Consider the following 14306-nt stretch of genomic DNA (forward strand, 5'->3'; position numbering starts at 1 on the left):
TAATCTCTCATGTTAATGTTTCTATTATTGGACACGAATGTAATTGCTTTTCATCTGGACATCGTTGTTTTAAGTCGTCTAACATAGTTTCAATTCGTTTTAAATCCTCTATTTGTTTTTGAACTTCCATTTGTTTTTTAGAAACAAATTCGAACATATCTTGACAACGAACTTCATCTTTATCTACAACACCAAGTAATTTATAAATCTCGTTTAAAGAAAATCCAAGTTCCTGTATTCGTTTAATAAACCCAACACGCTTAACGTCATCATATGAATATATCCGATAACCAGCTTCCGTTCGGTGAGGTTCTTGTAGTAAATTTTTTCGCTCGTAATATCTAATCGTTTCTTTATTAACGCCACATTTTTCTGCAAACTCACTAATGCGGTAAATCATCTTATTTCACCCCATGAATATTATAAACCGTGTACCATAGTACACGGTCAAGTAAATTGGACTATTTTATTTTTTCCCCAACGTATCACTCGTATGTGATTGATACTTTTATAATACTATTGATTGTCCTAACATCCCACTAGAAAATCCGATTTAAACACCAGTTGTTTTTAAACTATTAAAAAAGTAATTCCACTATATATTCCGAAGACCCAAAAAAAATTAAATTATCAAAAAAAACACCACATAAATTATTTACCTTACACCCACACTCTGGTGAATATAATATTATAGAAGTTAATGGGACACGCATTCGAGACAAGGAAGACAATACACCAGACCAGATTGCTGTCAATACTGGTTGGATTAGTAAACCAGGTCAACAAAGTATTTGTCTTTCTCACCGTCTAATTATAACGATAAAAAGTAGTAATAAGTCTACCACACCAGATAACTCTCTTGTAAAGCCTTAAACATACAAGCGTTTAAAAAGGCAATCATGATCCTCCAAAAGGATGTACTCCAAATTGGAAATTATGATTGCCTTTTACTATATATTTATTTTTGCGTACTCATCATTATTATCATTATTGAATGAAGCATTACAAATTGGTTAGTTGTGGAAACAGGAACTCTAACACGTCTACTGTTACTCGACGTTTTTTACCCTTATAGGGATAGCAATGCATATCCATCATCGGATTGTAGTTGGCCTCGATAATTGAGTAGGACTCGTGACTAGAAACCGGAACTAATCTATCTGGAATAATCAAATCAATTCCACATATTTTTGCACCTAAACACTTCACAGCAGCTACAGCTTTTTCCTTGTAAGTAAAGTCAATTTGATCAGTTACATCAATGGAATCACCACCGGAACTGATATTTGAATTTTTTCTAAGATAGGTGCGCTTACCAACCACCGGAATTGAATCAACCGTAAGGCTTTGGCTTTTCAACATGGCTTGTTCGACCACACCCAAAGAAATCTTTGTAAGCGGTGTTCGATCATTCAGGCCACGTAAAGTACTCTTATTTTTAATTGCAACTAACTGTTTTACTGTATGATGCCCATCACCAATAACATTAGCTGGAATTCGTAATAATACTGCCTTTATTTTATCATTAATTACTAAAAACCGATATTCAGGCCCTGCAAAAAAATTCTCAACCAGTACAGTCGAACATTCAGTAAATGCTCGCCGAATTGCTTGTTGATAATCAGCTAGAGAAGGAGAAAACTGAAATACGGAAACTCCCCTACCGTAATTAGCCGACTGGGGCTTAATCACAATCGGTTCACCCACAAATCTTGAATAGGCCGCTAAAGCCGTGTCCGCGTTAACAAATTCAACTCCGATTGGAACATTAAACCCCGCCGTGACCAAAATCCTTTTAGTAGCCGTCTTATTTTTCATGATCAGCGGCACAATATAACTATCTCGACTTGTCATATTACCATTCTTAACATACTCAATTTGGTGACCCAATTGTAGTTTTAATAACTGATCATTTTCATCGACCATGTCCACCATAATACCTTTTTGAATTGCATCAAACATTAAGATTTGTGTTGATAGCTCCATATTGACAAAGCCGTTTAATTGATAAGGTACCTGCATGGTAACCCTACGATTCTTTAATCCGATTGCTGTTGCCAAATCCGATTGTTTAGTGGCCATTAACCCCTTCGTCATTCGTCCACCAATCGTTTTTGTAACATCTATGAGCATGTCCTGGGACTGTTGTAGCACTTCTTCATAACCATTTAAATTCAACTGCTTTGTCATTTTTTTCATTAAATTAATTATTTTAAGGCCGTTTGTTCGATAACAAGTTGGTGCTAATGGTGACTCAAGCGCCACCTCATTATTGGTTTGATTACCAGTTGCTATCCAATCATCACCATTTTTCTTCTCATCTGTCCAAAGCATGAATAGCATAAATAGTTCCATAAACACAATCTGATTTTTACTAATTCCATATCGTTCAAATGGATTAATATCGATATTTCTTAACTCAAGATAATCAATTTTTGTTTGTTTACATCTGACTATATTTTGGCTCTCGCGCAACCTAACTGAAGAATAAAATTCTTTCTCTTCAAGTAAATTACCTTTGCGTATTTGAGATTCGATATCACTGAGATAGATTTTCAATGATTCGAACGATACTTGAACATTTTCTTTATTGCGATAACCGAACTCACTGTTTCTAATGCTTCGAACTATCTTCTGGGGCTTCTCTTCATGGTGCTTAAAGTAGTTACGTTCGGCAACAGGAGATGCACCGAACAAATAAGTAATCACCCAACGGTAATGCAGATAATTACGCGCTATTTTCAAATAGAGAGTTGTTTTAAAACAGGCAAGATCCTTAATTTCACATTGTTGGCGATACAATGCTTCAACCAACACAGCCGGAAGCTCAAAATTAAAATGTAAGCCACTGATCATCTGTTTACGCCGACCATAAGTTTTTGCCAAATAACGTCGATACAAAACATCCTTAAAGTCGGGTAACTTAGCTAGGCTAATCTGATCTTCACAACTTGGCAATGCTGGTGGCATGCTAAGAGGCCACAACATTTCATTAGTTGGTAATGACTGGTAGACCACATCATGTAATGCAGCCAACCAATGGAACAAATCATTCACAGTATCCACTACCGGGGTTACGATTTCTAACTGTGTCTCGGCAAAGTCTGTTTTAATATAGGGATGAAACCGACGACTACCAAATACGATCGGGTGATCAGTACCAGCTAACTTTCCGTCTAAAGTTACTCGCTGGCTTTCGCGCTCTACACCAATTCTCGAATGCGATATTGCAGATACACTTGGCGTTTGCTGCAATAATTCACTAAAAATAATCAACTATTTTCATCTCTCTTTTTCACACTTTTGCTTTTTAGAAACTATAAATAACTATTATTACATCATAGTCCGCAAATACTACGATATTTTAAGCGTAAATATTATCTCGGTATTCCAAATGGAAAAATAAACGGAAAATAAATCTTAAATATTCTAGAATCTAAATGCTTGCACCACCACCGCCAGAGGATCCACCACCACCTGAAGAACCACCACCAAAGCCACCAAAATGATCATTATTATTATTGAAAAGCCAAGCTATTATTGACCAGAATTGCCAACTGCGACCCCAAGGACTGATTATAAAACCGATAAAAATAAGCAAAGCGATTAGTTGCAAAATATTTTTCCAATTGAAAAGATTACGATCAGATTTCACTACATTCTGATTTTCATTACCAGAAATTGCACTTTTATTATTTTTATAGCCATAATGTTTATCAACTAATGTTGCTACGCTATCGAATGTTTTCTGTAATCCCTGGTTTACGATTGTAGAGGAAGTGGATTTCAATTGTACCGTATTATTGTTCAAAATTTGTCCAGATTGGCTATCTGTAACCACATCTTCTAATCCATAACCAACCTCGATACGAACATTACGTTTCCCACCGTTTAAGGCGTAAAGAATTAGAATACCATTATCCGAGTTCTTTTGACCAATTCTCCATTTTGAAAATAAATCAGCTGCATACTGGTCTATATCAGTATCGCCAGTAGATTTTACCACAGCCAACATAATTTGTGGTTTAGCCTTAGTTCCTTCATATTGTTGGTTCTTAGCATTAACTAAATTTTGTGTCTGTGAATCTAACAAATTCACTTGGTCAAAATAATTTTCAGCTGGCGTATTAGGTAAACTGGCTGCCTGAACAAGAGTAGTTTGGAACAGTGACAAAAATGGTAATAATAATAACCACAGCCAGATATTCGTCTTTTTTCGTTTCACTGTGTCCACTTCCTAGTTGTTAAAATCAACTTTAGGAGCCTTGCTTGCATTTGAATTTGCTTTAAATTCAGTCTTTTTACCTAAGCCCATTGTAGATGCAAAAATATTTTTAGGAAAAGTAACCACACTTTGATTATAAGTCTTAACTTGCTGAATATAACGACGCCGTTCAACCGCAATACGATTTTCAGATCCCTCTAGTTGGGTCATTAACGTCGCAACATTGGTATTCGACTTCAAATTAGGATAATTTTCTTGGATCACATTGATCAAAGTACCAACTGAACTATTGACTTTATTATCAGCATTAGCCTTTTCCTTAACTGTTGTCGCGCTGCCATAACTCTTCCGTGCATCAGCAATTTGACCAAAAACCTTCTGTTCCTGATTCATGCTGCCTTTAACTGCACTTACCAAGTTTGGAATTAAATCATAGCGTCGTTGCATCACGTTCTCTACTTGACTCCATTGCGCTTCAACTTCTTGATTCTGTTTAGCTAAATTATTATAGGTATCGACACTAATCGCTCCTATAACAGCAAAAATGCCTAAAGATACTACTAAAACAACCCACCAAGGCTTAAATCTTCGAGATTGCATTGCTCTCATCCTCTCAAAAAAACTCTACATTTATCGTTATCGTTTAATGAAATCCCAGAAAATTAAACCAATACCAAAAGCAGTATAACAAGATTTAAATTTCTACTTCTTTAATTCAAACTCGTAGTTAATTTAATTAATTTAACAAGAGTATTCCAGCAAAAATTGCAACAATAGTATAGATAACTGCTACAGCAACTGTTATTACTGTAGATTTCTTTGAATTTTGATTTTCCACTTTATGACCTCCAATCTCACGCAGTTACAGTGGTTAACTTGGTTTTATTAAGCATCAACGAGCTCGCAACAACTGATAATGAACTCAATGCCATCCCCAAACCAGCCAGCTCTGGGCTTAAGATCAAACCAAGTCCGACAAAAATACCAGCAGCGACAGGAATGCCCAGTGAATTATATATAAATGCCCAGAACAAGTTCAGCTTAATTCGATTAAACGTCTTTTGACTTAATTCAAGTGCATTAACAACATCCAATAAGTTATTTTTAACTAAGATAATACCGCCTGATTCAATCGCAATATCTGTTCCTGATCCCATGGCGATTCCAACGTCAGCTGTTGTTAATGCCGGTGCATCGTTAATACCATCACCAACAAACGCAACTGGTGCCTGTTGTTGAAGCTGTTTAACATGATCTGCCTTATCACCAGGTAGTACATCGGCAATTACTTCATCAATGCCAACCTGATCAGCAATTGCCCGAGCAACCCGTTCGTTATCACCAGTTAACATAACTGGACGTAAGCCACGTTTCTTCAAGGCCGCAATTGCTGTAGCTGAGCTTTGCTTTGGCGCATCTTGAATAGCAATTAACCCAACAATTTTATCGTCGTAGCCAACAATTACCACTGTTTTGGCTTCGCTTTGCAACTGTACCATTTTAGCTGTTAATTGATCAGTAAGATTATAATTATCAAGTAATTTATCATTACCAATGAAGGCTTTTTTACCATTGATCTGTGCTTGTACACCTTTACCCTCGATTGCCTTGAAATTTTGTGCAGCGTTGGGTGTGATGCCTTGTTCCTTAGCTTTTTCTAGCACAGCTGCTGCTAAAGGATGCTCCGAAGAAGCTTCAAGATTAGCTGCTACGTCAAGTACCATTTGTTCATCACCAATAATATCCGTTACTTTTGGTTTTCCAACTGTAATCGTACCTGTTTTATCAAAAACAACCGTTTTAATTGTATTGACAGCCTCCAACACTTCACCGTTTTTAATTAGAATGCCCATCTTAGCACTGCGTCCGGTACCAACCATCAAGGCCGTTGGCGTAGCAATTCCTAATGCACAAGGGCAAGCAATAATGATTACAGAAACGGTAAATAGCATGGCAGTTACTACGCTGGCTCCAAGTAAAACATACCAAACAAAAAAGGCCAGAATTGCAATAATTAAAACAGCAGGAACAAAAATATCGGAAATCTTATCAACAGTTTTTTGAATTGGTGCATGACTAGTTTGAGCTTTTTTGACCATTTCAACAATTTGTGCTAGTAATGTATCATTGCCTACTTTACTGGCCTTAAACATAAATGTTCCAGTACTATTCATTGTTGAGCCAATTACCGTATCGTCAACTTTTTTCTCAGTCGGCATACTTTCACCTGTAACCATTGACTCATCAATTGTCGAACTACCTTCAGTAATTACGCCATCTACAGCAATTTTTTGTCCTGGTTTAACACGAAGAATATCGCCTACGACAACTTCAGCCATTGGAACTTTAATAATTTCGCCACCACGCAAAACTTCGGCTTCTTTCGCTTGTAAATCCAATAGCTTTGCCACAGCACCAGATGCATTACGTTTCATATTTTCTTCAAAAACTTGGCCCAATAAAATTAAGGTGATGACAAGGGCTGCATCTTCGAAGAAAACGTCTTGGTTACTAAACATTGCATAAATACTATATAAATAGGCCGTTCCCGTGCCAATCGCTACTAAAGTGTCCATATTAGCATGGTGATGCCGAAATGATGCCCAAGCACTTTGTATAAATGCTCGGCCAGAGACGGCCATTACTGCAGTTGTCAGTAGAAACTGCGTCCACATACCTCCTGGTAACCCGAAGCCAAAAGGACTAGCGACCATATTTATTAATATTGGAGTAGAAACAATCAAAGAAAATATAAATCGATTTCTTATACTCATTTTATAATCACCTTTCCGTAGGCCATATCCATCCCACAATGAAATTGATATTCGCCAGCCTTATCTGTATTAATCGAGAAAATTTGTTGTTCGTTTATTGGTAAGAAACGCTTGATACCAAGTTTTGGAAATACAATCGTATCTACACATCCCTTATCACTGATCCGCTTAAAAATAATTTCTGCAGGAATTCCTTTGGTTAGTTTCACTGTATCTGGATGATAGCCACCATCAACAACTACCACAATACTTTGTTTCTTTTCTACCATAATAACTCCTCCAATATTTTTATGAGCTAAACTTTCTATTTAACGATCACCTTCCCATGAAACATGTTCATTCCACAGGCATAGCTGTATTCACCAGGTTTACTTGTATCAATGTCGATTGCATGATCCTTATTCTGTGGCAAAAAATCATTGATGCCGAAGTCTTCGAAAACAACTTGTTCTAAACAGCTTGAGGGATCTTTACGGTTAAACGTAATTTGGGCAGGAATACCACGTTTCAAAACTACAGTACTAGGTGTATAACCGCCATTAACGATCACACTAACATCTTGTTCATTACCTGTTACATCGGCCGCAACCTCCTTAGTCACATGTTTGCCGAAGAACCACCAGACAATAAAACCAACTAGTAGACCGGCTATTATTGTTACCAAAATTTTATCCATAATCAGACTTCCTTCTTGTAAAAAATTATTTTTCAATCAGTTATATAACAATCATTTTTTCCACTAGACAAACAGTTGCAGTTAATTGTGCTAGGCGCATCCTTTAGTTTTTTATCAAGCTGAGCCTGCATACGCTCAATATCACCTTTACTAAGATTTAACTTAGCTAACAGATTAATGATGCCGGCTCCTTTTTTCATATCACAGAGATGTTGAAATAATTCAGCCACAGTTTTGTCCATTGCGGTTGTTTCCGGCACAGTAGGTCGATAATTAAAATGACGACCTTCTTTAGTTGTCGCCAAAATATTTTTTTTAGTTAACCGACCAAGTAAAGTTTTGATTGTAGATTCCGACCAATCACGTTTTCGCTGCATCACTTCAATAACATCAAGGCTACTTATACTTCTCTTAGTCCAAATGATGCGCATCACCTCCCATTCAGAAGGCGTCATGTACGTTAGATTATTTTTATTCAGATTAATCACTCCTCGCTTAATTTACACTTGTAAACACAAATCACCATACCTCTATTGTTTACATTTGTAAACACAAAAATTAAAAAATTTTAGTTTCTTTTCGGAACTGATTGTTGTTGTAATCTCCTTAACCAAACTCCACGGTATATAATTTACTAAACAGTGACAAGCGCTCACGTTTACGCTGTATTCGTGGTATGAAAACACCGATATCTTCAAGATTAAATCCAGAAATTAAATTATTCTCATTAAAAGCAATTGGATTTTTCATGATTTTAGGATGCTTATACACGATAGTAACTAATTGATCAAAGGTTAAACTATTATCGAAAGTATATTCTCGAGCAGTCTTTGAACGTGTTGCAATTAAATCATCACTACCATTATCAGACAGCAAAAATAAATGTCTAATTTCTAATTTTGTTAAGCGTTTTTGCATAATATTTCTGGTTTGTGTTTCTATTTTTTGACAACGAAACCAATCCAACATTTTTCTTTTTGCTGGATCACTGGTATGAAAATATAAATTAATCATAATTTAGCATCATCCTCTATCAAATATTGGTCAGCTGATTAAATAATTAGAGATCTTTTGTTGCTTTCGTCGATAAACGAAGATAATTATCATAACAACAAAAATAACTAATGATAATAATTGTGAGACTCGTACTTGTCCAAATAGGTACAGGCTATCAGTCCGCATTCCTTCAACAAAAAATCGACCAAACGAATACCAAATTGCATAGCTTAACGCAATTTCTCCTCGTTTAAAAAGCCCTTTTTTATGTCGTAAGCTAATAAGTAAAATCAATCCAATAAGATTCCATACCGATTCATATAGAAATGTCGGTTGATGATACGCACCACCGATATACATCTGCTGTACGATAAAATTGGGTAAATGGAGCTGCTGCAGAAAGCCACGTGAGACGACAGTACCAAAAGCTTCCTGATTAATAAAATTCCCCCATCTCCCAATAACTTGTCCTAGCATGATGCCTGGCGTAACAACATCTAAAACTTGCCAAATTGACAGGCCACGTCGCCGGCAGAAGATAATCAATGTAATACCACCAGCAATCAAACCGCCATAAATTGCAATTCCGCCTTGCCAAATTGCAATGATCTCATTTAAATGTTGCGAATAATACGACCATTCAAAAATAACATAATAAAGTCGTGCACCTATCAGGCCAATTGGTAAAGCCCAGAGTATCAGATCATAAATATCATCCGCAGAAATCTTTTGCTGCTTAGTCTCTTTAATTGCAAGTAGTACGCCAAGCACTGCACCACTAGCAATAATAATGCCATACCAATGAACCAGAAAAGGTCCTAGTTTAAACGCAATCGGATTTAATGCCCCCATATAATCATCCCCTCTTAGTTATTTAATGGTAGTTTAACTGTAAAAATCGTCCCAATACCTAATTTACTATCAACAGAAACTGAGCCACCATGAGCCACCACAATTGTCTTAACGATTGCTAAACCAATTCCTTGCCCACCTTGTTGTCGATTTCGTGCTGGATCAGCCATATAGAAGTGATCAAATATATGTGGTACGTCTTTTTCCGCAATACCACTACCATTATCTTCTACAGTCAAAACAATGTTATCCGATATTCGTTTTAACTTAATTATTATTTTGCCTCTTGTTTGTGTAAATTTTATGGCGTTTGACAATAAATTTGTAATAACCTGATTTATTTTGTCTGGATCTATCACGGCAATAACTTTCTCAGTATGATAATCAAGTGTTATTTTTTTCTCTTCAAGGTTACTCTGAAAGTTACTTAAAACTTGTTGTATTAATTTACTAAGATCTGTATCAACCTTAATTAACTTATCCTCACTATGTTCAATTGAAGCGATATTTTCAATGTTATTGATTAAGTGGGTCAGCCTTATGACTTCATCATTTAAACTAACCAACCTAGCCTCACTAATTGGCCAAATACCATCGATCATCGCCTCTAACGAACCTTGGATCGTTGTTAAAGGCGTTCGTAATTCATGAGCAATATCGGAAGATAAGCGTTCTCTCAGAGCCTGATTCTTGGATAACTGACGTGAGAGCTCATTAGTTACATTTATTAGCGCGTTTATTTCTACAATTTGGGTTTGTTGTGGTAATTGATTTCGATAATCACCAGATGCAACCGCTTGAGTAAAGGATACAATTTGTCGTAACGGCTTACTTAGATCACGGGCTATCCATACCGCAATAATTATCGCGACTAAAAAAACAAAGGCCGAGATACCGGCCAAACTAATTCGTAAATCATTGATAAACGCCACATCATGTCGTGTATAACCTAAAGCATCATTATGTGAGAATTGTGCTTGGGCAATTTGTTTAGAATTAATCTTGATGGCCTCAGTCGTTTTATTCATACTATCGATATTTTTAGCATTAGTGGCCTTATGTAACAAGGTCTGACTTGGTTCCCATACGATTTTATTATCAGCGTCTTTTAAAACTAAAATAAGGCCATCCTGTAGTGCTCTAGCACCAATCTTTTTAACTTTAGATTGTTTCCAAGTACCATTGCTAGTCAGATAACTAACCATTAATTCATTTTTATATGCAGTGAGCGTTGTATCATGTTTTTGTTGCACATATTTATCAAAATGATCACTGACCAGGCTTACTGTCATTAAACTAATTGAACCAACAATCAACAACACCAAAAATAGAAAAGAGATTATTAGCTGTGTTCGAATCTGCCGCTTCATTCGTCTTTACTCCCACCAAAACGATAACCGCGGCCATGAACAGTTATTATAAAAACTGGCTTAGTACTATCATCTTCAATTTTCCGCCTTAAATTTTTAATATGTGAGTCAATCATTCGGTCTAATCCGTCATAGTCAATACCTCTTGTTGAATCAATCAACTGTTCACGAGTGAATATTTGTCTATAATAGGTCGCCATTGTTGACAGAATATCGTACTCTGTATGTGTGAGTGCAATTTCTGCGTCGCAAACAAAAACTTGCTGAGATTCTAGTTTTATTTTTAACTGTCCCTTATTAAAAGAAAGTACTTTTTCTACTTGTTCCTCTGTGACACGTCGCAGTACAGTTTTTATCCGTTCCACTACTACTCGTGGACTAAAAGGTTTAACCACATAATCATCTGCTCCAGATTTTAGTCCATTAACAATACTTTCATCGCTTGATTTGGCAGTCAACATAATTATTGGTGTTTTACTATCCTGCCGTATTCTTTTAGTTACTTCATTACCATCCAAATCTGGCAGCATAAGATCAAGCACTACTAAATTAGGCTGTCCCTTATAAAACTTTGTTAAGGCCTCCGTTCCAGAATAGGCTACTTCAACTTCAAATTTTTGCGCAATTAGATAGGCGGTAACAATATCTACAATTTTCTTTTCATCGTCAACAACTAAAATTTTTGTCAAATTTTTCTACCTCCATATATTTTGCATATAATCTCCATACACATCTGGCATAATTATCAAAAAGAAAAAGAAGTGAATAAATATGTGGATGCTAGCAACAATTCTTCTGATTATCCTCTGCCCATTGTTACTATTTATCATGATGCTAGGCTTAATTCCACCGCAACAGCTTGATACCATTAGACAAACTTGGCTTAATTTCATTAAGCGAATTAAGTAATATTTACGGCACAACTCTAATTTGACCCATCATTCCAGCCTCTTCATGTTCAAGATTGTGACAATGATACATGAAAACTCCGGTTTGTGTGAATTTAATCAAAATCTTGTATTGGTTACCCGGTCTTGTCATGATCGTATCTTTCCAACCGTGCATGTTGCTTGGTGATGCGTTGTTATTAATACTCAATAATCGAAACTGAACACCATGGATATGAAAAGGATGAATTTCACCCATCATATTATTTTTATTGCGGATCTTCCAAACCTGCGTCGTATTTTGCTTTACTTTCAAATCAATTCGATTCATTGAAAACTGCCTATTATTGATGCTTACCATATGTCCCATATCCGATAAAGCAATATTTTGTGTTACTTTTTGTCCTGACTTAGTGACTGTCTGAAGATTAGTCAGTTGTCGTGGTAATTTTGTTTCCCCGTCATGATTATTCTTCACCTTCATCGTCAGAATGTTGCTGTCTGCCGACTTGAGTTTGACCTGACTTCCCTGTGAATAGTGACCTAAATCAACAACGATTTCGGCTCGTTCACCCGGTGCAAGCGTAATTTTATTTTCTTGGACCGGTTTTTTTAAAAATCCTCCATCAGTACTAATCTGGTAAAAGGAACTACGATCATCTAATTTAAAGGTATATTCACGAGCATTGGAACCATTTAATAAGCGTAACCGAACATATTTAGTAGTTGTTTCGATATATGGATTTTGAGTACCGTTTATTAGTAACGTATTACCCAACGTACCATTACTAGATACAATTTTTTTATAATCTAACTGATTATTTTTATCAAAGCTTCGATCTTGTACTACAATTGGAAAATCATCTTTGCCATAATTTCTAGGTAGTTTTAGTTGCCGACTATTTTGGTCATCAACTAACAAAAAACCAGCTAGTCCATTGTAAACTTGACTAGCCGTACTACCAACAGCATGAGGATGATACCAGAGCGTAGCAGCAGGTTGATTAACTTTAAAACTTATCAACTTGTTCTGTCCTGCTGCAACTGTTTGATGTGGACCACCATCACTTGAATCATCTAAAATAGCACCATGCCAATGAAAAGAAGTTGCTTGTTTTAAACGGTTTTGAGTATGAATATGGATATTCTGCCCTCTTTCAACTCGAATCGTTGGGCCGAGAAATGGGCCATTATAACCATACGTTTTTGTTTTTTCCCCAGATACTAACTGTGTCATACCTGTTTGTGCTCGCAAAGTGTAATAAACATTGTTAGCATCAGTTGAATCTGGTTTTAATACAGGAGGAATGTTCAATATTCTTTGTTTTTCCTTATTATTAGTGATTTGTGAGCTTGTATTTGGCATCATTCCTGCTTTAACTGGCGATTGCTTAAATTTAATTAACCAAAACACATTGAGTCCGATCACGATAATAATAAAGCCAATGAGTATTAAATAAAGCCGTTTGCGTTGCACATCAATCCCTCCTCGCACTTACTTGCCAATTCGTAATGTCTGCGCGTTGATAGCAACAATAATAGTTGAAAGCCCCATAAGAACAGCACCTAAAGCTGGGCTTAATACAATTCCTGCAAATGCCAATACTCCGGCAGCTAATGGAATAGCAAAAATGTTATACCCTGCACCAAACCACAAGTTTTGTACCATTTTTCTAGTCGTATGCTTTGCCAACTTTAGAAAGTTCAGTATGTCAGCCGGATCACTTCGTACCAAAACAATATCGGCAGAATCAACCGCTACATCGGTTCCAGCACCAATTGCAATCCCAACATTTGCCCGAACCAGACTTGGCGCGTCGTTAACACCGTCACCAACCATAGCAACCTTAAACCCCTTATCTTGATATTGCTTAACTATCTTCTCCTTATCATCAGGCTTTAATTCGGCATGAACATCCTGTCGATCAATTCCAAGACGTTCAGCCACTTGCTGTGCCACCTGTTGATTATCTCCAGTCAACATAACTGGACGAATATGCTGTGCTTTAAGTCCATTGATCAATGCTATTGACGCTGGTTTAATTTGGTCACCTTGGGCCACAAAACCAACATTAATATTTGCAACAAGGAGAAAACTAACTGTGTTACCAGCAGACGCTAACTTACTGGCTGTATTTTTGTCGTACTTGATTTTATTTTCACGCAAATACTTTTCATTAACAATCGTCATATTTTTTTTATTAATTTCGCCTTGTATTCCTACGCCAGGAAGGCTTTGAATATTTTTTGCTTTAATAGTTTTTAAATTTAGCTCTTTTAATTTTGACAAGATACCAACCGATAATGGATGGCTTGAGCCAGATTCAAGTGCACCCATCAACGATAGAATTTGTTCATTTGAATATGCTGTGTCTGTAGCCTTATAGTCATTTACTGCAAAGTTACCTTCAGTCAGAGTACCCGTCTTATCCATAAGAATAGCATCTAATGTTAATGGCGGCGGTAAAATGTAGGAAAATGGCAATTTGAAATTGTCGGTTTTCCTACATTTTTTGATATCATAAA

At 36.4% G+C, this 14306-nt stretch carries 14 protein-coding genes and 1 pseudogene; 1 reads left to right on the forward strand and 14 read right to left on the reverse strand.

The features are described 5' to 3' along the window. Positions 1 to 7 precede the first annotated feature (7 nt). Positions 8 to 400, reverse strand: coding sequence for an Hg(II)-responsive transcriptional regulator (gene merR, locus EKM93_RS06200; RefSeq protein WP_020220203.1), 393 nt, complete (start codon positions 398 to 400; stop codon positions 8 to 10). A 215-nt stretch (positions 401 to 615) separates the two neighbouring features. Here merR and EKM93_RS06205 point away from each other — a divergent pair. Then, positions 616 to 873: pseudogene (locus tag EKM93_RS06205) on the forward strand (NusG domain II-containing protein); the annotation flags it as partial. Between the two features lie 129 nt (positions 874 to 1002). Here the strand turns inward: EKM93_RS06205 and gshAB are convergent. The 13 genes from gshAB to EKM93_RS06270 all read right to left on the reverse strand — a co-directional run. Further along, entirely contained in the window at positions 1003 to 3276 is a 2274-nt protein-coding gene (gene gshAB / locus EKM93_RS06210; RefSeq protein ID WP_082232378.1) for a bifunctional glutamate--cysteine ligase GshA/glutathione synthetase GshB, read from the reverse strand. 160 nt (positions 3277 to 3436) lie between these two features. Continuing rightward, the gene (locus EKM93_RS06215) at positions 3437 to 4225 is read right to left on the reverse strand and encodes a TPM domain-containing protein (protein WP_041094410.1); all 789 of its coding nucleotides are present in this window, start codon (positions 4223 to 4225) and stop codon (positions 3437 to 3439) included. A 12-nt stretch (positions 4226 to 4237) separates the two neighbouring features. Next, the gene (locus tag EKM93_RS06220; RefSeq protein ID WP_041094412.1) at positions 4238 to 4825 is read right to left on the reverse strand and encodes a LemA family protein; all 588 of its coding nucleotides are present in this window, start codon (positions 4823 to 4825) and stop codon (positions 4238 to 4240) included. A 254-nt stretch (positions 4826 to 5079) separates the two neighbouring features. After that, on the reverse strand, positions 5080 to 6999 hold the full coding sequence (locus EKM93_RS06225) for a copper-translocating P-type ATPase (RefSeq protein ID WP_041094413.1): 1920 nt from the start codon (positions 6997 to 6999) through the stop codon (positions 5080 to 5082). Continuing rightward, a complete protein-coding gene (locus EKM93_RS06230; protein WP_052467356.1) occupies positions 6996 to 7268 on the reverse strand; it encodes a cupredoxin domain-containing protein in 273 nt (90 codons plus the stop codon). Before EKM93_RS06230 ends, EKM93_RS06225 begins: the two co-directional genes overlap by 4 nt. Positions 7269 to 7303: 35 nt before the next feature. Then, a complete protein-coding gene (locus EKM93_RS06235; protein ID WP_041094417.1) occupies positions 7304 to 7675 on the reverse strand; it encodes a cupredoxin domain-containing protein in 372 nt (123 codons plus the stop codon). A gap of 32 nt (positions 7676 to 7707) precedes the next feature. Next, positions 7708 to 8130 (reverse strand): CopY/TcrY family copper transport repressor, encoded by a 423-nt coding sequence (locus EKM93_RS06240; protein WP_057736514.1) that lies wholly within the window; start codon positions 8128 to 8130, stop codon positions 7708 to 7710. Positions 8131 to 8281: 151 nt separating this feature from the next. Next, positions 8282 to 8689, reverse strand: coding sequence for an ArsC/Spx/MgsR family protein (locus EKM93_RS06245; RefSeq protein WP_057736513.1), 408 nt, complete (start codon positions 8687 to 8689; stop codon positions 8282 to 8284). 30 nt (positions 8690 to 8719) lie between these two features. Next, entirely contained in the window at positions 8720 to 9523 is an 804-nt protein-coding gene (gene lgt / locus EKM93_RS06250; protein ID WP_041094419.1) for a prolipoprotein diacylglyceryl transferase, read from the reverse strand. A 14-nt stretch (positions 9524 to 9537) separates the two neighbouring features. Beyond that, positions 9538 to 10893: a sensor histidine kinase gene (locus tag EKM93_RS06255; protein ID WP_225423649.1), complete on the reverse strand. Its 1356-nt coding sequence runs from the start codon at positions 10891 to 10893 to the stop codon at positions 9538 to 9540. After that, entirely contained in the window at positions 10890 to 11582 is a 693-nt protein-coding gene (locus EKM93_RS06260; protein WP_041094421.1) for a response regulator transcription factor, read from the reverse strand. The genes EKM93_RS06255 and EKM93_RS06260 overlap by 4 nt, the downstream gene beginning before the upstream one ends. A 223-nt stretch (positions 11583 to 11805) precedes the next feature. Further along, a complete protein-coding gene (locus EKM93_RS06265; RefSeq protein ID WP_057736512.1) occupies positions 11806 to 13257 on the reverse strand; it encodes a multicopper oxidase family protein in 1452 nt (483 codons plus the stop codon). An 18-nt stretch (positions 13258 to 13275) separates the two neighbouring features. Continuing rightward, positions 13276 to 14306: HAD-IC family P-type ATPase (locus EKM93_RS06270; protein ID WP_125714094.1), on the reverse strand; the 1031-nt coding region annotated here is incomplete at its 5' end.

The sequence above is a fragment of the Agrilactobacillus yilanensis genome (assembly GCF_003946725.1).
In the GTDB taxonomy this organism is placed as follows: Bacteria; Bacillota; Bacilli; order Lactobacillales; family Lactobacillaceae; genus Agrilactobacillus; species Agrilactobacillus yilanensis.